Here is a 21,914-nt window from a genome sequence, read left to right as displayed (position 1 = left end):
TAACCTTACCCCGAAGGATAAGATCCGCTCGACTTGCATGTATTAGGCACGCCGCCAGCGTTCGTCCTGAGCCAGGATCAAACTCTCCATAAAAGTAGTTTGTGACTCATTACTTAACTAGCTATAAAACATATCGCTCATTGTTCAGTTTTCAAGGAACAAACGGTGATTCGTTTGCGTTCATGATCGCGAGATCGAGAATGCAGCATTCACCAGATTTCTCAATGTCTGCCGTGTTGCTCAGCGGCGACTTTTATAAGATACCATAGGCCCTAGACATATTGCAACCCTTTTTTGAAAAAAGTTATAAGAATCATGTCTGCGGGAATAAAAAGAGCCGAACCCCGCTAGGTTCGACTCTTTTAACTTAAGCTTTATTCGCTCGCGCGCTCACGCATCAATGGGAACAGCAGGACATCGCGGATGGAAGGCGCGTCGGTGAGCAGCATAACCAGACGGTCAATACCGATACCAAGACCACCCGTAGGCGGCATACCATATTCCAACGCACGGATGAAGTCGTCGTCCATCTCATGGGCTTCATCATTACCATGCTCCCGCTCGAGCAACTGCGCTTCGAAGCGTTGTCGCTGGTCGATCGGATCGTTAAGCTCCGTAAATGCGTTCGCATGCTCGCGAGCAACGACGAACAGCTCAAACCGATCGGTAAAGCGAGGATCCGCCTCATTCTTTTTCGCCAGTGGGGAAATCTCTACCGGATGCCCCGTTACGAACGTAGGCTGAATCAGGGTAGGTTCGCCGAACTCTTCGAAGAATGCATTCAGAATGTGGCCCGTCGTCCAGTGCGGCTCGACTTTCACATTGTGCGCCTTAGCTGCTTCATGTGCTTCTTCATTCGTAATTTGCGCTCCGAAGTCAACGCCGGTCAATTCCTTCACCAAATCCACCATGGAGACGCGGCGCCATTGCGGCGTCAGATCGACTTCTTGGCCTTGGTATTGGATCTTCGTCGTACCGAGCACTTCTTGCGCGATATGAGCGATCATGGATTCGGTAAGAGCCATAATGTCTTTGTAGTCGGCATACGCCTCGTAAAGTTCGATCATCGTGAACTCTGGGTTGTGGCGAGTCGAAATCCCTTCATTGCGGTATACGCGGCCGATCTCGTATACCTTCTCCATCCCGCCGACAATAAGGCGCTTCAGATGGAGCTCAATGGCGATACGCATGTACAGCTGCATATCGAGCGCATTGTGATGCGTAATGAATGGACGCGCTGCCGCACCGCCCGCGATCGCGTGCAGTGTAGGCGTCTCGACTTCCAGGTAACCGCGGGAATCAAGGTAGCGACGCATCGATTGAATAATACGCGAGCGCGAAATAAACGTCTGCTGCACATCCGGATTCATAATGAGATCGACGTAACGTTGGCGATAGCGCAGTTCAACGTCCTTCAGGCCGTGATACTTCTCCGGCAGCGGCAGGAGCGACTTGGACAGAACGACGACTTCTTTGGCTTTCACGGAAGTCTCGCCCGTGTTCGTCTTGAACACTACGCCGCGCACCCCGACAATATCGCCAAGATCCAGCAGATCAAAGGCTTGATACTGCGTTTCGGAGACGGTGTCTTTGCGCACATAGATTTGGATCTTGCCGCTCAGGTCCTGAATATGCGCAAAGCTTGCTTTGCCCATACCGCGCTTCTGCATAATGCGGCCCGCCAAACTCACTTCGACGCCCTGCTCCTCCAACTCTTCCTTGGACGTATTCTCATAAGCGTCGACAATCTCTTTGGCCTGGTGAGAACGTTCAAACTTCCCGCCGAACGGATCAACGCCCAACCCGCGCAGTTCATCCAATTTGTCTCTCCGAATCTGTAGCAATTCACTTAATTCTTGCTCTTGCGTCTGATGCTCCACTACCATTCATCTCCTAACCATATTCTGCAGTCCCCGTAACAACCCCGTTACCTCTATCGCTATAGAAACTGTATGTACTTTACCACTATCGTAACCGATAATACGTGAAAAAGCTTCCGGAGGAAGCTTTCCATAAAGGCGTGCCCTGTCTTACTTTTTGTTAATGTCGACGATCTTGTATTGAATGACGCCAGCAGGAACGTTAACTTCCACGATCGTTCCCCTCTTCTTGCCTAGGATTGCCTTGCCTAATGGACTTTCATTCGAAATTCTATTCTGCGAAGGATCGGATTCAGCTGTACCCACAATGGTATACTCCATCGTATCGCCGAACTCAACATCTTCAACCGTCACGGTAGAACCGATACTAACGGTGTCGATATCAATCTCATCGTTGTTAATGATACGGGCATTACGGAGCATCTTCTCCAGCGTAATGATGCGACCTTCGATAAAGGCTTGCTCATTCTTAGCATCCTCATACTCGGAGTTCTCGCTAATATCGCCGTAGCCGATTGCGATCTTGATCCGCTCCGCCACTTCGCGGCGCTTTACGGATTTCAAGTTCTCCAGCTCTTCCTCCAGCTTCTTCAGCCCGTCCTGTGTGAGAATGATCTCTTTATCGCTCATCTTAGTGATTCTCCTGTCATGTGGAAATTTTCGAATCGGTATACGAAAACAGTGCGCGTAATATAGGACACATTATGCTCTGTATGACACTTCTGCACGTCATAGATGCCGGTATAATCTCAATTGGTACATGTGTACCAGCGTTTTACTTGCGATTATTGAAAGATTATATTGCAAATTCAGGCTAAATGTCAACGAAAGCCAACCGCCAATTGAAAACGCTTCATCTCTAGGTAGAAGAAAAGGCCGGCCTGTGAGCCGCAGCCCACATCCCGACCAAATCACTCATGAAGATGTCTCTTGCAGCTGGCCATCCGACATCAACCTAGGTTTCATTCCCCTGACTTACGATTCCGTGAAAGCAACCGCACGATCGAGGCCTAGTAAGCCACTTGCTCCGATACGGCGGAGTCCGACTCAGCAGGCTTATCGCTATCTTCGCCAAGCGACTCGATGTATTGGGACAAGATCGAGACCATCTTATCGCGGCTTGTTTCCTCCATAATGAGGTCCTTCACCCGGGCTGCGCCAGGCAGACCCTTCAGGTACCAGGCCAAATGCTTGCGCATCTCGCGAACCGCGACGGACTCGCCCCTCAGGCTTGCCAGACGGTCCATATGCAAAATCGCAACTCCCATCTTCTCGCGCGGCGTCGGCTCGCCGAGCAGCTCGCCTGACTCCAAGTATTGCACCGTACGATAGAGCATCCATGGATTGCCCAGCGCCCCGCGGCCGATCATGACACCGTCGACGCCTGTATGGTCCAGCATGCGCTGGGCGTCTTCAGGCGAAACGACGTCACCGTTGCCAATAACGGGAATCGATACCGCTTGCTTAACATCCCTTATAATATCCCAATTCGCTTTACCGGTATACAACTGCTCCCGCGTACGGCCATGCACGCTGACCGCACTGCCGCCAGCCCGTTCGACCGCTCGCGCATTCTCGATCGCATAGATATGCTCGCTGTCCCAACCGATGCGCATCTTAACCGTTACCGGCTTATCGACGGCTTCGACAACAGCGGAGACCATCTCATAAATCTTGTTCGGGTCGAGCAGCCATCTGGCGCCTGCATCGCATTTGGTAACCTTCGGCACCGGGCACCCCATGTTAATGTCGATAATATCCGCATTCGTCTGCTTATCGACAACTTTCGCCGCTTCGACAAGGGATTCCCGATCCCCGCCAAAAATCTGCAGGCTTAGCGGCTTCTCGCGTTCGTCGACGAACAGCATCTCCATCGTGCGCTTATTCCCATGCAAAATCGCTTTATCGCTAACCATCTCGGCGCAGACCAGACCCGTCCCGAATTCCTTAGCAATCAGTCGAAAAGCCGGATTGCACACGCCTGCCATCGGCGCCAGCACAACCTTGTTCTTCATCTCGATGTTTCCGATTTTGAGCATGCTTACTCCTTGCTCCTTCCACCTAAGCGGGCCTTCGGCACGCATCTGTTCTACGTTTGGTTATTCCGTCTTACTATCGTTGGTCAACTCGTTATAGCTGATGCCTAGTGTCGTTGATATTTTCTCGAGCAGCTTCGGATCGGGCTTACGCGTTCCCCGCTCGAGCGAGCCTAACACCGCTACCGAAACTTCCAATCTCTCCGCGAGCTCCTGCTGCGTATATCCCTTCAGTTTCCTGAAGGCGCGGACGCGCTGTGCCAGTTGATCGTATTCCATAACGCGATGCCTTCCCCTCCATCCTGTAAAGCCCGGTCTGCCGCCTGCGAGGTAAGTGCATGCAACGGATGACCGGATTGCAAAACGTCGCGTAGCGGCACAAGCACGAATGCCCGCTCCAACATGCGTGGATGAGGCAGCGTTAGTTCATCCTCTTCCATGACTACATCGTCAAACAGCAATAGATCCAGATCGATCGTACGCGGTCCCCAATGGACCTCGCGTGTACGGCCGAGCGCAAGCTCAACTTCGAGCAAAGTGCGCAGCAGCTCAATCGGCGTCAGCGTCGTTCGAACCGCAGCCGCCATGTTGAGGAACGCCGGCTGATCGGTGTACCCCACGGGATCCGTCTCATAGATACCGGAAACGCGCAGAACGGCAATGCCGATCCTCTGATCCAGCAGGTGGAGCGCTTGAGTCAAGTAGCCGTCCCGCTCCCCCAAATTCGAACCTAATGCGATATATGCTGTGCCCGAGGCCAGCTGATTGTCGCCTTGTTCCATCTAAACTTCCCGCTTTCTATGAAGCTCCACGGTCACGCCGTCGAAATAAATTTCAAAGGGCGGGTGGGGCTTCGTCACGCGTACCGTCACTTCATTTATACTAGTATAAGCCGCAAGCAGCTGTGATGCAATGGAACCGGCCAATGCTTCAATCAGCTTAAACGGCGGCCCGGTTACGATCTCCTTCACGAAACCATGCAACTCCGCATAGTTAATCGTAGCTTCCAAATCATCGGTCTGCGCCGCTTGGGAAAGATCCATAAACAAGTCGACATCCACAATGAACTGTTGTCCAAGCCTATTCTCTTCGGGGAAAACGCCGTGATACCCGAAAAACTTCATCCCCTTCAATGACATCCGATCCATAGCACGCCATCCTTTCGCAACAAACTTAAGCTTCCGATTTATGAACGATACACAATGGCATCCGCCATACGCGCATTCTGCTTGATCTGCCTTACATCATGCACGCGCATGATCTGGCAACCCTGCGCAATGCCGAGCGTCACGGTCGCCGCCGTGCCGAAGGCTAGCTCATCGACGGGGAGCTGCAGCGTATCGCGAATGAATCTTTTGCGAGACGTACCGAGCAGAACGGGATAGCCGAGCGCGCATAATGTCGACAAATGCGCCATCATCTCCAAATTCTCATCATAATTCTTCGCGAACCCAATGCCAGGATCAAGCCAGATGTTCTCGTCCGTTACGCCGTTCTCGCGTCCAATCGCTATGCTCTCCTTAAGATCGGCAATCACATCGGGAACGAAGTCGGCGTAATCACGCGCAGGTCGATTATGGTTCAAGATAATCGGACAACCATACTCGCCGGCTACCTTGGCCATATCCGATTCGCCTCTCAGCGCCCAGATATCGTTCAGAATATGTATGCCGGCTTCCAATGCGGCCCGAGCCGTCTCCGCCTTATACGTATCAATGGACAGCGCCACATGGGGAAGCTCGCTGCGGAGCGCGCGAATGACCGGCAGCACGCGGCGAAGCTCTTCCTCAAGCGGGACAGGCGTAAAGCCCGGGCGCGTCGATTCCCCTCCGATATCGATCAGATCAGCCCCCTCGGCTACCATGGCTCGCGCATGAGCAACCGCAGTCTCGACCGCATCATGCCGGCCGCCGTCCGAGAAGGAATCGGGCGTCACATTCAAAATGCCCATGATGAGCGTCTTGCGCCCTAATGTGAGCTCTACGCCATCTTGAAATCGATAGTGCCGCTCGGGCACCTTCCGATTAAACCCGCCGGTCGCCGTCTCCTTATCTATTGGCATGCGCCCACTCCTCTCCTATTCATAGCATGCTGCCTCGTTAGGGCAATGCAATTCTTGTATCCGCGCGATATGCTCCCACTAGTGTGCCTGTAATGGGACCGGCTAAACCGTTACCAATCGTCGTGACCGCACCGTCACCATCGCGAAGCGTCGTAATAGGAACAAGCTCTTGCACCGAATTGGTGATCCAGATCTCTTCCGCTCCAAGCAGCTGTTCCCACGTATAGTATCCTTCTTCGGTTGCATGTCCGGCTTCCTTCGCGAGCTCCAGCACCCGCCCCCGTGTAATGCCCGGCAGTATACCGGTATCGACCGATGGCGTATGGATAACGCCTTGGCTGACAAAAAAGAGATTGCTCACTATGCCTTCCGCCAAATGACCTTCCCGCGTCAGCATAAGGCCCTCTGCCCCCGCCGCTGCCCCGCTTGCCCGAAGCTCATGTTTGGCCAATATATTGTTCATGTAATGGAGCGACTTGAAGCGCACTTGCCCCTCCGGCGTGTTGCGTGCGGTATGGAGCAGCGCCAACTGCTTGCCCTCACGATCGAGACTCTTATGAACCGGCGGCAAAGGCTTGACCATCATGAGCACATTAGGCGCGTCATAGCCATGCTGGGGCAGCCCTAGCTCCCCTTCGCCTGCCGTAACCGTCAATCGGACGTAGGCTTCCGATAGCGCGTTCGCAGCCATTAGCCGTCTAAGCCAGCTTCGAATCTCCCCCTGATCCGGCTCATAGGCAATGCCCAGCGCTCGGCACCCTTCCATCAGCCTGGCCAAGTGGCGTTCCAGCAGATAAGGCGCCCCTTGATACGTGCGGAACGTCTCGAACAATCCCATGCCATATAAAAAACCGTGATCATAAACTGAGATCACGGCTTCCTCCGCTAATTCGATGCTTCCGTTCCAACCAATCTTCATTTCGTTGCGCCGGCCCGCAGGCTGAGGAAGTTGCGCAGTAAGGTCAGACCGTGCTCGGTAATAATCGATTCCGGGTGGAATTGCACCCCTTCAATCGGGTATTCCTTGTGGCGCAGTCCCATAATCTCGCCTTCGGCTGTCTCTGCCGTAATCTCCAGGCAATCCGGCAGCGTCTCTCTCTTCACGATCAGCGAGTGGTATCGCGTCGCCGTATAAGGGGACGGGATTCCGGCGAATACCGTTTTGCCGTCATGGAGAATCTCCGACGTCTTGCCATGCATCAGCTTCTCGGCGCGAACCACTTCGCCGCCGAACGCCTGTCCGATCGCTTGATGGCCGAGACATACCCCGAAAATCGGGATTTCGCCCTTGAAGCGCTCGAGCAGGGCCAGGCTAATTCCCGCTTCATTCGGACTGCAAGGTCCAGGGGAGATAAGAATGTGATCCGGGGCAAGCGCAGCAATTCCCTCGAGATCGATCTCGTCGTTGCGTTTGACGATGATTTGCTCGCCAAGCTCTCCTAAATACTGCACCAGGTTATACGTGAAGGAATCATAGTTATCGATGACCAAAATCATGCGCATTTCCCCCTTGGATACGCCTAAGCCGAATCAGTCGCCTGCCTCCTCTGCATGCTCTGTCCGGTCTGGCTGAAATGGTGGGCGATCGCCCTGCGGCGTGCCTCTACTTCACTTGCTCTCGTGCAGCGAAATGCTGACTGAATTGAATGGCCTTCCAAAGTGCCTTCGCCTTGTTTAACGATTCGTAATATTCTCGCTCGGGAATGGAGTCGATGACGATTCCGGCCCCGGCTTGCACGTGAATCTGGCCGTCCTTGACTGTCATGGTTCGTATAATAATATTAAATTCCATATCGCCGTTATAGTCAATCCAACCCATGGACCCCGTATACGGACCGCGCCTGGTCGGCTCGAGCTCCTCAATGATCTCCATCGTGCGGATCTTGGGCGCTCCCGTAATGGTGCCGCCAGGGAAAGTGGCTGCGATCACATCATAGGCATCTTTACCTTCCGCAAGCGTACCTTCGACCTGGGAAACCAGATGCATCACATGGCTGTAATACTCGATGACCATGAGCTCCTCCACACGCACCGAGCCAAAAGCGGCAATCCGCCCAAGATCGTTGCGCTCGAGATCGACGAGCATAATGTGCTCCGCCCGTTCCTTCTCATTGGTCCGCAGCTCTTCCGCCATCTGCCTGTCCTCTTCCTCCGTACGGCCTCTGCGACGGGTTCCGGCGATCGGCCGGGTCGCGAGCTTGCGGTCCGACAATTCGACGAGCAGTTCGGGCGAAGCCGATACGAGTTGAAAATCCGGGCTCTTCAGCAACCCCATATATGGTGAAGGGTTCACGAGACGAAGCCACTCGTATAGCTCTTCCGGCGCTGCAGTGGAGTTCACGGATTGCCGCTGCGACAGGTTGACCTGGAATACATCACCTTGCGCAATGTAGGCTTGGATGCGCTCAACGGCATGCATGAATGCCTCTTGGCCAAAAGGCGCATGAATACCGGTCAGTTGACCCATATCGATATGCAGCGATTCCGACTCCATAAAGGCTGTCCGCTCCGCACGCATAACTTGTGCCGCATGGTCCTGACGACCCTCGCCAATAAGACGGAACCAGAATCCGGACATCGCCTCCGCGCGTCCAACCGCTTGGATATAACGCTCTTGAAGCGAATGATCGGAATTCGGCGAATCCAGGTGCGCATGAACCGCGCAATAGAGCTTATTCTCCTGCTGGTCGACGATCCACAGTTCATCGATACGCATGAACATATAGTCCGGCAGGTCCAGATCATCCGCCGCCAGCTGCGGCAGCCGCTCAATCGAACGAATGACGTCGTAGCTCCAAAAACCGACACAGCCGCCAGCCCATTTGGGTCCATCGGCCCTTCTTGGCGACTTGAACGGCTTCATCCATTCACGTACGGCTTCGAGCGGCCTTGCGGTGAACGGGGAGGACCGCTTACTTCCAGGCAGATCGATGACCTGCGCTTGATCGTCCTTACCGTGAATCACGGATGATGGCGTCAGACCCAAGTACGTATATCGCCCTCCCTTGCCGCTCTCTAGCACGAATGCATAGGGCGAGGCCGATTGCCAAGCTTCTTCCCAGGAAGAGGGCCTTCCCTGCTGCGGATCGGGCAGCGATTGCTCCATAATCAAAGGCAGCGAGGTATAGCCCTCCCTTTGCCATGTGAGCCATTCCTCAAAAGCCGTGACGATCATCCTTCGTAAATCCCCCGTTCCTTACGTCTGTAGGAGCTCTAGCTATTGCGCTGCCACTCCCTTGTTTGCCTGCTAGTATACCGAATCGGTCTGCAAAAAGAAAGTACGCTGCGCAAGGTTATACGCCGCGCCTAAATATCATCTCCCCGGCAGGTAACAACAAATAAAAAGAAGCTCCCGAAGGAGCCTCTTATGTCGCCATATAAGGGCGGATTAGTTCTCGAAGTTAAACAGCGGCGTGGACAGGTAACGTTCGCCGTTCGAAGGAACGATTGCGATAACACGCTTGCCTTTGCCGAGCTCTTTGGCTACTTTCAGAGCGGCATAGATCGCGGCGCCCGAAGAAATGCCCACGAGGAGACCTTCTTCTTTCGCAGCGCGGCGAGCTGTCTCGAATGCTTCTTCGTTCTCAATCGTGATCACTTGATCATAGATCTCGCGGTTCAGGATGTCCGGAACGAAGTTCGCGCCGATACCTTGGATCTTGTGAGGGCCTGGCGTACCGCCGGAAAGGATCGGGGATGCTGCCGGCTCAACCGCGACAATCTTGATGCCAGGGAAGTTGCTCTTCAGCACTTCGCCTGTACCGCTGATCGTACCGCCTGTACCGATACCCGCTACGAATGCGTCCAGCTTGCCGTCAAGCGAATTAATCGCTTCTACGATCTCAGGGCCAGTCGTCTCGCGGTGGATCTTCACGTTCGCTTGGTTCTTGAATTGTTGCGGAATGAAGTACGAAGGATTCTCTTTCGCCAGCTCTTCAGCACGGCGAACAGCACCGTTCATACCTTCCGCGCCCGGAGTAAGCACCAGCTCTGCGCCATATGCGCGGAGCAGGTTGCGGCGCTCGATGCTCATCGTTTCAGGCATTACGAGAATTGCTTTGTAGCCTTTAGCAGCTGCTACCAAGGCAAGACCGATACCTGTGTTACCGCTTGTAGGTTCAACGATCGTGTCGCCTGGCTTCAGACGGCCTTCTTGCTCAGCAACTTCAATCATGCTGATCGCAATGCGGTCCTTAACACTGGAACCTGGATTCTGGTATTCCAGCTTCACGTAGATTTCAGCGCTGTCTTCAGGTACCAAACGGTTCAGCTTGACCAGTGGTGTATCGCCAATCAGATCGGTTACGCTTTGTACAATTCTTGCCATGAAAAGTGAGCCTCCTTATTCCGACCAATTAAGTTGGTTTTACTAACATACTAACAATTTCAGTCAGTAGTTGTCAATAGGTAGTTTTCAAATCCATTCAGTAGGAAATACGATTAAGGCGTGCCAGGGGATACCCTGACATGCGCCTCGTATTTGGTGAGCAGCCGCTCTTCCACATCCCGGAGCGATTCCGCCTTGGACAGCGCCACTTCTTTGCGTGCCGTCTCGCGAATAAGCGCTTCGCTCATTGGCGTCGACTCTATTCTCTCAATCAATTTAATGACCGCTTGCCCGTCTAATGCAGGAATCGGTCCCGTAATCTCGCCGAAATGAAGCTCGGCCGCCGCCGCTAGTACCTCTTGCTCAAAATACGGATCGTATTGATCAATGAGTCCAAGCACGCCCCCGCTGTCCGCTGTGTCGGAATCGATGGAATAGGCCCGGGCCAATTCGGCGAAATCCGCACCTTGCGCGAGCTGATCCAACACTTCGTCCGCCTCTTCCTCGCTGCCGGTAACGATCCAAGCAAGCCGATAGGAGACGGCAGGCTCGAACAGCACTTGGTTCGCTTCTATGTAGGCGTTGATCTCTTCATCGGAAACCTGCACATCGTGTATGGTGATCTTCTCCAGCAGCAGCTTATGTTCCGTGTCGCGCCGGATCGCTTCCGGAGAGAGTCCGAGCGCTTCTTTCATCTGTGCGTAGTAATGCTCTTCATCTTCATAGCCGGCCATCATCGACTGTAACTCATGGTCCAGCTCCTCCGGCGTAACCTGCAGCCCTAGCGCCTCGGCTTCCATGCGGACTGCAGCCGAAGAGAGGAGAGCTTGCAGTACGGTGTCCCCGTATTGCTCCCTCAACTGCTCCATAAGTTCTTTCGTCGTAATCGACTCTCCGCCTATGGTAGCCGCGATCTGCTGGGACGCCTCTGATGGCGAGTCAGCCGAATCCTCTTCCCTGTCGCCATTCTCATTGCCCCCTGGTCTGAACACCTGGGCGACAACAACAACGGTCAATACAATCATACAGACGGCCTGAAGCAGGACGATTCGCCTCAATACCCGATCCTTCCCCATCTCTTGCACCCTCGGTTATTCCTTCGGTTTCGGCTGAGCCTGTTCGAGAAGTACCTTAAGCTGTGCACGGTCAAATACATACGACTCGTTACAGAAATGGCATTCCACTTGCGCTTGTCCGTCTTCCTCAATAATCGCATTCAGCTCATCAGCTCCCATGCTGATCAAAGTACGCTCCACGCGTTCCTTCGAACACTTGCACTGGAACTTAATCTCTAGCTCATCCATCAGCTGCACATCATCGCCGACCAAGAAACCAAGCACGCCTTCCGGCGTCTCCCCTTGGTCCAAAAGCGATGAAAGCGGCGGCATATTCGCGATCGCCTGTTCCAGCCTCGTAATATCTTCGTCGCTTACCCCTGGCAGCAGCTGAACGATGAATCCGCCTGCATTGAGCACTTGGCCATATTCATCTACCAACACGCCCAGGCCGACGACCGAAGGCGTCTGTTCGGAAGACGCGAAGTAGTAGGTGAAGTCCTCGCCGAGCTCTCCCGAAATAATCGGCACGCTGCCGCGGTAAGGTTCTTTGAGCCCGAGATCCTTGAGCACGTGGATAAAACCGTCGCGCCCTACCGCGCCTGCCACATCCAGCTTATTCTGCGCATTGCTGGCCAACTGCACCTGCGGATGATCCGCGTACCCGCGAACCTCGCCATGCGCATTGGCATCCATGACGATCTGCCCCATTGGGCCGTCGCCTTTGACCTGAATCGTTAGCTTCTCCTCGCCCTTGAGCATCGCGCCCATCATGGCGGCGGCCGTAGCCGTCCGTCCCAGCGCAGCCGTAGCCGTCGGAAGCGATTGATGACGGCGCTGAAGTTCACGCACCAACTCCGTTGTTCTTACGGAAAAGACGCGAAGCTTGCTGCCCCATGCCGTACCGCGAACAAGTATATCTTTCTCGATGGAATTCTCCACTTGCCTCTCTCCTTAATTCTTATCCTTAATCCTGATTCCGTTCGTAAATGATACGTAGCCCTTCCAAGGTGAGCAGCGGATCGACGAGCTCGATGGTCTCGGACTCCCCTGCAATCAATTCTGCCAAACCGCCCGTGGCAATGACCCGCGGCGTAACGCTGAACTCCTGGCGAATCCGCTTCACGATTCCGTCAACCTGACCCGCATAGCCGAAAATAATGCCTGCCTGCATCGACGTCACTGGATTGCGGCCAATGACGCTCTTCGGCTTCACGAGCTCGATACGCGGCAGCTTGGCCGCGCGCTGATACAGCGCCTCCGTGGAGATGCCGATGCCCGGCACGATCGCCCCGCCTAAATAGTTTCCACCGTTATCAATATAATCAAACGTCGTAGCCGTGCCGAAATCGACGACGATCAGCGGAGCGCCGTATTTCTCGATGCCCGCAACCGAGTTCACGATCCGGTCCGCACCGACCTCGCGCGGATTCTCATAACGAATATTCAGCCCCGTCTTAATGCCTGGTCCGACCACAAGCGGTGCCTTGCGCAAGTAGTTGTGGCACAGCTGCTCCAGCGTCCGCATGAGCGGCGGAACGACGGAAGATATGATTACGCCGTCCATCTGATCGACACGGACGCCGGCGATATGGAATAAATTATGAATCAGCACGCCGTATTCATCTACGGTTGCCGAGCGATTCGTGCTCAGCCGCCAATGATGAAGCAGCGTCTGGTTCTCGTAGATGCCAAGCACGATATTCGTATTGCCAACGTCAACAACGAGGATCACTCGCTAGAACCTCCCTTTTTCTCATTCAAATCAAGGCTGATGTCCAGGGATTGGAACGAGTATGTCAGACCGCCGACCGAGATGACGTCAACGCCGCTCTCCGCGATCGTCCGCACTGTATCCAGACGAACGCCTCCGGAAGCCTCGACGATGACGTGCGGGGAACGGGATTTGATCTTCGCCACCGCTTCCTTCATCCGATCCGGCGTCATGTTATCGAGCATGATAATGTCGGCTCCGCAATCCAGCGCCTCTTCCACTTGCGGCAGCGATTCCGTCTCGACTTCTATCTTCATCGTATGCGGGATTTGGCGCCGTGCCGACTGAACCGCCTGGGTAATGCCGCCTGCGCCTTTAATATGATTATCTTTGATCATGACCGCATCGTACAGGCCGAACCGATGGTTGGCTCCGCCGCCGACGCGAACGGCATATTTCTCAAGCAAGCGGTGGCCTGGCGTCGTCTTGCGCGTATCCACAAGGCGTGTAGGCAGCCCGTCTAACGCGTCCACGAACGCTCTCGTCTTGGTCGCAATACCGGATAGCCGCTGCATCAGATTAAGCGCGAGACGCTCGCCCGTCAGCAGACTGTGCGTGCTGCCCTCTACCTCGGCCAACACCGTTCCGCGTTCCACGAACCGGCCGTCGGATACGAGTGCGTGGAAGACAAGCGTTGGGTCTACGATCTGGAAAACCAGCTTCGCGATAGGCACGCCCGCAATAATGCCGCTTTCCTTGGCATGAATGACGGCCTTCGACCGGCTAGTAGCCGGAATGGTGGACCAGCTGGTCACGTCGCCTGCACCGACATCCTCGGCAAGCCACGCACGAATCTGGGTCTGCAGCGCTTCGACATTGCCGCCGACCGCTTGAAGTCCTGCATCTATCATCGTATATCCGCTCCTATCGTTATGCCGTGTTCCCGGTGCAATAGCGTATGTCTGCTCCAGTCGCGATCATCGCGTTCCGGGAAGTCCTCGCGGTAATGCGCACCCCGGCTCTCTTCGCGCGTGATCGCCGCTTCTGTCGTCAGCATGGCACAGGTCAGCAGATTCGCGAACTCATATTCTTCGCGCGTGTGCAGCCGCTCATAGAAGAACGGAAGCTGCCGCTTCAATTCCTCAAGTCCGCGTACTAATCCCTTCTTGTCGCGGTTCAGCCCGACATGGCGCACCATCACCTTCTGCAGCTTCAGCCGCTTCTCGACTACAGCCTGCATAGGCGGATTCGCGCGGGAATGTGAGACCGGCTCGTCGAACAAGCCGTTCAAGAGCGGTTCGAGCGCATTGATCCGTTCGACGATACGACGACCGAACACGATCGCCTCGGACAGCGAATTGCTGGCCAGACGATTGGCGCCGTGTACGCCGGTCGAGGAGCACTCGCCGCATGCGAACAGACGCGGTATGTTCGTCTCGCCGTGCAGATCCGTCTTGACGCCGCCCATCATATAGTGAGCCGCAGGGGCAACAGGGATCCAATCCGTCGTCAGATCAAGGCCGTAATTCAGGCAGAACTCATAAATGTTCGGGAAACGATGACGGATCATCTCCGGCGATTCATGGGTAATGTCCAAGTAGACGAAGGTAGACTTCGTTGCTTCCATCTCGCTGACGATGGCCCGCGCGACGACATCGCGCGGCGCCAGCTCCAGCTGCTCGTGATACCGGTCCATGAACCGCTCTCCTCTAATATTGCGCAGAACGGCCCCTTCACCCCGAACCGCTTCGGAAATGAGGAACCGGGGCGCACCTGGATAACAGAGCGAAGTCGGGTGAAACTGAATGAATTCCATGTCTTGTATGTAAGCGCCTGCGCGAAAAGCCATAGCGACTCCGTCTCCAGTCGCGACATCCGGGTTGGTCGTATAGCGGTAGAGTTGGCCCGTGCCTCCGGAACAGAGAACCGTTGCTTTGCCGCGGACATAGAGCTTGCTGCCATCGGGCTTCTGTACAAGAGCGCCGCAGCATTCGCCGTCAGCGGTCACAAGATCGATGACGAAGTGATCGTCCCACACTTCGATGCGCGGCACGCCCTTGGCCTTCTCCGACAGCGCGCGTACGATCTCATAGCCGGTGGCGTCGCCATTGGCATGCAAGATCCGCCGGTGGCTGTGCGCGCCCTCTTTGGTCAACTCGTATTCGCCATTCTCTTGGTCGAATTGCGTGCCCATCCGCACCAAGTCCTCAACGCCCTTAGGGCCTTCGTGGACGAGCACGTCTACGGCTTCCTCGGAGCATAGTCCGGCCCCGGCAACAAGGGTATCATGCCGATGATACGCAGGGGAATCATCCTCCGAGATAACTGCGGCGATACCGCCTTGGGCGTAACGCGTGTTGCTGTCCATGAGCGACTTCTTCGTAATCATGAGGACGTCGTTATGCTTGCTTGCTTTGAGTGCGGTGAAAAGGCCGGCAATGCCCGCCCCAATGACAATGACATCTTTCTCCACAACCGGCAGCGCATTCAGATCTATATCTACTAAATAACGTGGAATCATCGTAATCCTCCGTTCGCAGCTGTTGCGTATGTATTCCCAGTCGAAAAAAGAATGGGAATACCGCATACAGCGATACTACTGTCGTGAGAAAGAGAGTAGCGCATGCTACTTCACCTGTAACATGCGCTCCAAGGATAAACGAGCTTGGTCAGCAATATGCTCCGGCACATGAATTTGCGGCTGCATCGTTTCCAGACATTTAACCAGCTTCTTGAGGTTATTTACTTTCATATTCGGGCAAACCAGATATTTGGTCGCAAAGTGGAACGTCTTATCCGGACTGTCCAGACGCAGCTGATAGCCGGTGCCATCCTCTGTACCTACGATGAACTCCTTGTTCGGCGATTCCTTGCAATACTTAATGATCGCTGTCGTACTGCCGACAAAATCGCCAAGCGCCACTACTTCCGGACGGCATTCCGGATGGACAACGAATTCCGCATTCGGATATTTGGCTTTCATCTCTTCGACGTCTTTGACGGTCAGCATATCATGCGTGTTGCAGTAGCCTTCCCAGATGATCATCTTCTTGTCGGTCTTCTGCTGTACATAGTGACCAAGGTTTTTGTCAGGGACCCAAATAATCTCATCCGACTCTACGGAATTGACGACACGCACCGCATTGGCCGAGGTACAGACAATATCGGTCTCTGCCTTAATGTCCGCGGACGAGTTGATGTACGTAACCACTTTAGCATTCGGGTGCTGGGCTTTCAGCTTGCGCAATCCTTCTACATTGACCATGTCGGCCATCGGACAGCCCGCACGTTCATCGGGAATGATGACCGTTTTGTTCGGTGCCAGAATCTTCGCGCTTTCGCCCATGAAATGCACGCCGCAGAATACAATCACGTCCGCATCGGTCTGCGCCGCTTTTTGGGCCAGCAGGAACGAGTCCCCGCGGAAATCGGCAACCTCTTGAATTTCGTCTCGCTGATAATAATGCGCAAGTATGATGGCATTGCGTTCTTTCTTTAATTGCATCAGGCGTTCGCGCAGCTCCCGGTTTTGTTCCGCCTTGCGCTCGAGTGCCAATGCTTCCATTGATGACCGCTCCCTTTTTTCCACTTTGTGAACAGATGCACAAACTTATCGATGACTTCAGATATAGTGTAAACCACTACGGGGAAATTCATTTGATTAAGAATTAATTTACACAAGGGGCACACGGACTGTCAATAAAGTCCGTATAAGAAAAACCCCCATCCTTTCGCGTATGCGACAGCATGAGGGTTCGTTAGCAGGCAGAATGAACCATTTTGGCCGTATTCAGCGAATTTGGCATTCTGCCTCGTGTTTGTTCAGTCCTGACTCCAAGTCATTAACGTTTGCCTGGGTCGTATGGCTCGCCAAGCGCGCCAGGCGCACGGGAACGGCCTACGGCTGCAGCCAGAACGAGCAGCGTCAGAACGTATGGCAGCATATAGAAGAACTCTTGCGGAATCTGCTGAGAGAATTCGAACAGCTGCGCAAAGTTGCGAAGCGATTGCGCGAAACCGAAGAAGATCGCCGCGCCAGCAGCGCCGAGCGGATGCCACTTACCGAAGATAACCGCGGCAAGCGCGATAAAGCCTTGTCCCGATATCGTATTATGCGAGAACGTGCTAGTCGTCGTGAGCGTGATCGTCGCGCCGCCTAGGCCTGCGAATACGCCGCTAAGCAGTACGCCGATGTAACGGTATTTTTTTACCGAGATCCCGACTGTGTCCGCAGAACCCGGATGCTCGCCGACCGCACGCAGTCGAAGACCGAATGGCGTCTTGAACAGCACATACCAGACGACAAAAACAAGAATGAGACAGAGGTACGTGGTCGGATAGGCAGTGAACAGCCCTTCGCCGATTAGCGGAATATCCGACAAGAACGGAATTTGGAACTTCGAGAACAGCTCGACCGTAGCAGTCTCACCGGCACCTTCGTACAAATTCTTAACCATGTACAGCGAGAAGCCGAGCGCCAGGAAGTTGATGACCGTACCGACGACGACTTGGTTCGCTTTGAACGTGATCGTCGCTACTGCATGTAACAGCGCGAATACAGTCGCGAAGATCATCGCCGTCACAAGCCCAACCCATGCAGAGGCGATACCCGACATGCCGCCGCGGGCAGCATAATCCGCACCGACTGCCGCCGCGAAAGCACCAGCCGTCATCAAGCCCTCAAGACCGATATTTACAACACCCGAACGCTCAGACAGCAAACCGCCCAATGCGGCGAAGATCAGCGCTGTCGAGAATACGAGCGTCGTGTTCATTAATTGACCTAATACTTCAATTACGTTCATGTACGAGGCGCCTCCTTCCGGCCATCCGCACCCTTGCCCTTACGGAACGAGAACGGCTTGATAACCGCACGCACGATGCCGTGAGAAGCAATGAAGAAGATGATGGAGCCGATTACGATCCTTACAATCTCGGTCGGAACATCCGCCTCGAAGCTCATGCCGGCTGATCCATACGTCAGACCGCCGAACAAGATTGCTGCAAGCAGAATGCCGATTGGCGAGTTACCGCCAAGAAGCGATACCGCAATACCATCGAAGCCATAACCTGGGGATGCCGCGGAAATAACTTGATAGCCGAATACGCCAAGCACTTCGAACGCGCCGCCAAGGCCAGCGAAGGCACCAGCGATGAACATCGACTTTACGACCGTGCGGCCAACGTTCATACCGGCATAGTGAGCAGCGTCAGGGTTCAGACCTACGGCGCGAAGCTCGTAACCTTGCTTGGTTTTCCAAAGCAGAATATAGAATACCGCCACACAGAGGAGAGCGACAATCGTACCCGCATGCATACGCGCATGCTCCATCATCTCAGAGAGCCAAGTCATCGACCAGGAAGCCGATTCATGGATCATCTCGGACTTCTGCTGCCCTTTCTCGCTGAGAGCTGCGCCAACGACATAGTTGGCAAAGTACAGGCCGATCCAATTCAGCATGATGCTGGAGATAACTTCGTTGACGCCGCGCTTCGCTTTTAAGTAGCCGACGATGCCAGCCCAGATTCCGCCGAACACCGCACCTGCGATAGCTGCAAGCGGAGCATGAATAATCATCGGGAGATCGAGCTTAACGCCGACAAGCGTAGCGCCGAGCATGCCCATTACGAATTGCCCTTCAGCGCCAATGTTGAACAATCCCGTCCGGAATGCGAAGGCAACTGATAAGCCTGTGAAAATAAGCGGCGTAATCGCACGTATGGTCTCGCCCATGTCGTACGGGCTCTCAAATAGCTTCCCGAACAGCGAGCCATAAGCCACAAGCGGATTGTATCCGCCCGCTATCATAACGATAGCACCGCAGATTAGTCCCAAAATAATGGCGACGATCGGTATGATAGCCGAGTCCGCCGTGAAAATTTTAATGCCTTTACGCAAGGCGCTGTTATATTGTTTCTCTGGAGATTCCATGCCTTCACCTCCCTAATCGTTCGTGTTGTTGCCGGCCATCATCATGCCAAGGCGCTGATTGTCGCGCTCAAGCGGATCCATCTCGCCGACGATCCGTCCTTCATACATAACCGCAATGCGGTCCGACAGCTCAAATAACTCATCTAGCTCAAAGGAAACGAGCAAAATCGCTTTGCCTTCGTCACGCGCTTCGCGAAGACGCTGCTGGACATATTCGATCGCCCCGATATCGAGCCCCCGTGTGGGTTGTACAGCAATGAGGAGCGAAGGGTCGCGCCATAATTCCCGGGCAATAATTGCTTTCTGCTGGTTACCGCCAGACAAGGAGCGCGCATGCGTATGAATACCCGAGGAGCGAACGTCAAATTCGGTCGTCAGCTTCTGGGCCAGCTTGTCCATCTCTTCATACTTAAGAAAGCCGCTGTTGTTGAATGGCCTCTGGAAGTAATTATTGAGCACCATGTTCTCGCTGAGCGTAAAGTCCAGTACCAACCCGTGCTTATGGCGGTCCTCCGGAATATGGCTGATACCGGCAAGTCCCGTCTCCCGCGGACTGCGGTTCGTAATATCTTGGCCGTTGATCGTCACTTTACCCGAATTCAGCTTCACCATACCGGTAATCGCTTGGACAAGCTCGGATTGACCATTGCCGTCGACCCCGGCGATACCGAGAATTTCGCCGGCATGAATGTTTAAGCTGATGCTATCCAAGGCCGCTTTGCTCTTATCGGACTTCATGTATAGTTTATCTGCAGAAAGGACGACTTTGCCGACAGTGCGTTTCTTCTTCTCCGTCTGAAGACTTACGCTTCTGCCGACCATCAGTTCCGCAAGCTCGCGTTCATTCGTCGCAGATGTCTCGACCGTTCCGACAACTTTACCCCGCCGGATGACGGTTACCGAATTGGATAACGCCATAACTTCCTTTAACTTATGGGTAATGATAATGATTGATTTGCCTTCAGCCGCCAAGCTGCGCAGAATCTCAAGCAGCTCTTCAATCTCTTGAACCGTCAGAACCGCAGTCGGCTCGTCGAAAATCAAAATATCGGCACCACGATAAAGTGTCTTCAAAATCTCGACGCGCTGTTGCATCCCAACCGTAATATTCTCAATCCTCATCTTCGGATCAACCTGCAGGCCATACTGCTCCGAAAGCTTGGCAACCTTCTCATTCGCAAGCCTCATATCAATCTTAACGCCCTTGACAGGTTCGCTGCCGAGGACGATATTCTCTGCTACCGTAAATGGCTGAACAAGCTTAAAGTGCTGATGCACCATGCCGATTCCAAGCTCAATCGCCTTGGATGGACCATCAATTACTGTAGGTACGCCATTAATATGGATTTCGCCCTCATCCGGCTGGTATAAGCCGAACAATATGTTCATGAGCGTTGATTTCCCGGCACCATTCTCCCCGAGCAACGCATGGATCTCACCCTTGCGCAGCTTGAAGCTGATACTGTCATTCGCCACGATACCCGGGAACCGCTTCGTAATTCCGATTAACTCAACCGCAGTCGCAGTTTGCACCATTAACGGGTCACTCCTTTCTGAACCTTAATGCCCATTCATCAGTATACTTCAACCGTTATGAAAGCGTATACTCAAATTTTATAACATTTATTACCTTTACTTATTGGAAATAAATAGCCAAGTTAACTCCTTATCTTAAAAAAGACCGGCTCGAGAGCCGGTCTTCGGAGCCAACCGCAGCTAAGGGCGGATGAGCCTTATTCCGTAGGAACTGTGATTTCACCGCTGACAATTTTTTGCTTGTATTCTTCGACTTTTGCAAGAACGTCAGCTGGAACGTTTTTCGTAGAAGTCTCAGGAAGACCTACTGCATTGTCCTTCAGACCAAGCACGGTAGTTGTTCCGCCTGCCCATGTTCCGTTGATCAGGTCAGTGGATACTTTCTCAACCGCTTGCTTAACGCCTTTCATCATCGAAGTCAGCGTCACTTCGTCGCCGAACTCGAGAGATTGGTCTTTGTCTACGCCGATAACCCAAACTTGGTTGCCGGATTTAACGCGGTCTTTTGCTTCAGTGAATACACCGTTGCCTGTTGCGCCGGAGGCGTGGAAGATAATGTCTACGCCGTCATTGTACATCGTTGCTGCTGCTGCTTTACCAAGGTCAGGCTTGGAGAAGTCGCCTGTGTAGTTGATTTTGATCTCTGCATTCGGGTTAACTGCGGTTACGCCAGCTTTGAAGCCTGCTTCGAACTTCTTGATAACCGGAATGTCCATACCGCCAACGAAACCGACTTTGTTCGTCTTCGTCATCAGACCTGCAACAACGCCAACCAGGTAAGAACCTTCGTGCTCAGCGAATGTTACGGATTCAACGTTAGGAGCGTCAACCGTGCTGTCGATTACAGCAAGTTTCGCGTCCGGGTTCTGTGTAGCAACGTTCTTCATCGCGTCCGCGAAGAGGAAGCCGATACCCCAAGTCAGATCATAGCCGTCTTTAACGAATTTGTTCAGGTTCGGCTCCATGTCTGCATCGCCTTTGGATTCCAGGTACTTAACAGAAGCGCCAGTTGCCTTCTCAACTTCTTGCAGGCCTTCCCATGCGCTTTGGTTAAACGACTTATCGTTAACGCCGCCAACGTCTGTCGCCATACCAATACGGAAGTCTTTGCCGTTAGCGCCGCCTTCTGTTGTCTCTGTATCGGCACCGTTCGTTGCTCCGTTCTCGGCCGTACCTGTGTTCGTTGTACCCGAGTTCGCCCCATTATTGCCTTCGTTGTTCTTGCTACCGCAACCAGCCAGTGCTAGTGTCAGGACCAGTGCGATCATGGTAACCCACATTAGACGTTTCTTCATGTGTCACTCTCTCCTATTCTTGGTAAAAATCACAGTCGTTCAGCACGAATGTAGTCTTGCAGCCCTATATGCTTGCC

General features: G+C 53.7%; 21 protein-coding genes and 1 rRNA gene. All 22 read right to left on the bottom strand.

Annotated features, from left to right (window positions below; translation table 11 throughout):
- Window positions 1-93 (bottom strand): 16S ribosomal RNA (locus FHS18_RS30595); the annotation flags it as partial.
- Between the two features lie 281 nt (window positions 94-374).
- Entirely contained in the window at window positions 375-1,880 is a 1,506-nt protein-coding gene (gene lysS, locus FHS18_RS30590) for a lysine--tRNA ligase (RefSeq protein WP_409348590.1), read from the bottom strand.
- Between the two features lie 150 nt (window positions 1,881-2,030).
- Entirely contained in the window at window positions 2,031-2,510 is a 480-nt protein-coding gene (gene greA / locus FHS18_RS30585; protein ID WP_183604197.1) for a transcription elongation factor GreA, read from the bottom strand.
- A gap of 380 nt (window positions 2,511-2,890) precedes the next feature.
- Window positions 2,891-3,919: a tRNA dihydrouridine synthase DusB gene (gene dusB, locus FHS18_RS30580; RefSeq protein ID WP_183604196.1), complete on the bottom strand. Its 1,029-nt coding sequence runs from the start codon at window positions 3,917-3,919 to the stop codon at window positions 2,891-2,893.
- Between the two features lie 60 nt (window positions 3,920-3,979).
- Entirely contained in the window at window positions 3,980-4,195 is a 216-nt protein-coding gene (locus FHS18_RS30575) for a helix-turn-helix domain-containing protein (protein ID WP_183604195.1), read from the bottom strand.
- Window positions 4,147-4,698 carry a 2-amino-4-hydroxy-6-hydroxymethyldihydropteridine diphosphokinase gene (gene folK / locus FHS18_RS30570; protein WP_183604194.1) on the bottom strand — a complete coding sequence of 184 codons (552 nt, stop codon included), beginning with the start codon at window positions 4,696-4,698 and terminating at the stop codon, window positions 4,147-4,149. The genes FHS18_RS30575 and folK overlap by 49 nt, the downstream gene beginning before the upstream one ends.
- A complete protein-coding gene (gene folB, locus FHS18_RS30565; protein ID WP_183604193.1) occupies window positions 4,699-5,064 on the bottom strand; it encodes a dihydroneopterin aldolase in 366 nt (121 codons plus the stop codon). It lies immediately after the preceding gene.
- 38 nt (window positions 5,065-5,102) lie between these two features.
- Window positions 5,103-5,978, bottom strand: coding sequence for a dihydropteroate synthase (folP, locus tag FHS18_RS30560; protein ID WP_183604192.1), 876 nt, complete (start codon window positions 5,976-5,978; stop codon window positions 5,103-5,105).
- 37 nt (window positions 5,979-6,015) lie between these two features.
- Window positions 6,016-6,897, bottom strand: coding sequence for an aminodeoxychorismate lyase (pabC, locus tag FHS18_RS30555; protein ID WP_183604191.1), 882 nt, complete (start codon window positions 6,895-6,897; stop codon window positions 6,016-6,018).
- A complete protein-coding gene (gene pabA / locus FHS18_RS30550; protein ID WP_183604190.1) occupies window positions 6,894-7,475 on the bottom strand; it encodes an aminodeoxychorismate/anthranilate synthase component II in 582 nt (193 codons plus the stop codon). The genes pabC and pabA overlap by 4 nt, the downstream gene beginning before the upstream one ends.
- Window positions 7,476-7,581: 106 nt before the next feature.
- The gene (locus FHS18_RS30545; protein ID WP_183604189.1) at window positions 7,582-9,153 is read right to left on the bottom strand and encodes an anthranilate synthase component I family protein; all 1,572 of its coding nucleotides are present in this window, start codon (window positions 9,151-9,153) and stop codon (window positions 7,582-7,584) included.
- A gap of 213 nt (window positions 9,154-9,366) precedes the next feature.
- Complete coding sequence (cysK, locus tag FHS18_RS30540; RefSeq protein ID WP_183604188.1) at window positions 9,367-10,305, bottom strand: cysteine synthase A; 939 nt, start codon at window positions 10,303-10,305, stop codon at window positions 9,367-9,369.
- A 113-nt stretch (window positions 10,306-10,418) separates the two neighbouring features.
- A complete protein-coding gene (locus FHS18_RS30535; RefSeq protein ID WP_183604187.1) occupies window positions 10,419-11,381 on the bottom strand; it encodes a peptidylprolyl isomerase in 963 nt (320 codons plus the stop codon).
- A 15-nt stretch (window positions 11,382-11,396) separates the two neighbouring features.
- Complete coding sequence (hslO, locus tag FHS18_RS30530) at window positions 11,397-12,302, bottom strand: Hsp33 family molecular chaperone HslO (RefSeq protein WP_343060751.1); 906 nt, start codon at window positions 12,300-12,302, stop codon at window positions 11,397-11,399.
- Window positions 12,303-12,327: 25 nt separating this feature from the next.
- On the bottom strand, window positions 12,328-13,095 hold the full coding sequence (locus FHS18_RS30525) for a type III pantothenate kinase (protein WP_183604186.1): 768 nt from the start codon (window positions 13,093-13,095) through the stop codon (window positions 12,328-12,330).
- A complete protein-coding gene (nadC, locus tag FHS18_RS30520) occupies window positions 13,092-13,985 on the bottom strand; it encodes a carboxylating nicotinate-nucleotide diphosphorylase (protein WP_183604185.1) in 894 nt (297 codons plus the stop codon). Before nadC ends, FHS18_RS30525 begins: the two co-directional genes overlap by 4 nt.
- On the bottom strand, window positions 13,982-15,595 hold the full coding sequence (nadB, locus tag FHS18_RS30515; RefSeq protein ID WP_183604184.1) for an L-aspartate oxidase: 1,614 nt from the start codon (window positions 15,593-15,595) through the stop codon (window positions 13,982-13,984). The genes nadC and nadB overlap by 4 nt, the downstream gene beginning before the upstream one ends.
- Before the next feature lie 105 nt (window positions 15,596-15,700).
- Window positions 15,701-16,639 (bottom strand): quinolinate synthase NadA, encoded by a 939-nt coding sequence (nadA, locus tag FHS18_RS30510; protein ID WP_183604183.1) that lies wholly within the window; start codon window positions 16,637-16,639, stop codon window positions 15,701-15,703.
- Between the two features lie 277 nt (window positions 16,640-16,916).
- Entirely contained in the window at window positions 16,917-17,879 is a 963-nt protein-coding gene (locus FHS18_RS30505) for an ABC transporter permease (protein ID WP_183604182.1), read from the bottom strand.
- A complete protein-coding gene (locus tag FHS18_RS30500; protein WP_183604203.1) occupies window positions 17,876-18,973 on the bottom strand; it encodes an ABC transporter permease in 1,098 nt (365 codons plus the stop codon). The genes FHS18_RS30505 and FHS18_RS30500 overlap by 4 nt, the downstream gene beginning before the upstream one ends.
- Window positions 18,974-19,018: 45 nt before the next feature.
- On the bottom strand, window positions 19,019-20,542 hold the full coding sequence (locus tag FHS18_RS30495) for an ABC transporter ATP-binding protein (protein WP_183604181.1): 1,524 nt from the start codon (window positions 20,540-20,542) through the stop codon (window positions 19,019-19,021).
- 197 nt (window positions 20,543-20,739) lie between these two features.
- A complete protein-coding gene (locus FHS18_RS30490; protein ID WP_183604180.1) occupies window positions 20,740-21,837 on the bottom strand; it encodes a BMP family lipoprotein in 1,098 nt (365 codons plus the stop codon).
- Between the last annotated feature and the right edge of the window lie 77 nt (window positions 21,838-21,914).

This window comes from Paenibacillus phyllosphaerae (assembly GCF_014192105.1).
Taxonomy (GTDB): domain Bacteria; phylum Bacillota; class Bacilli; order Paenibacillales; family Paenibacillaceae; genus Paenibacillus_Z; species Paenibacillus_Z phyllosphaerae.
The sequence above is the reverse complement of the archived record's forward strand: the minus strand, read 5'-3'. Positions and strand labels throughout refer to the sequence as shown.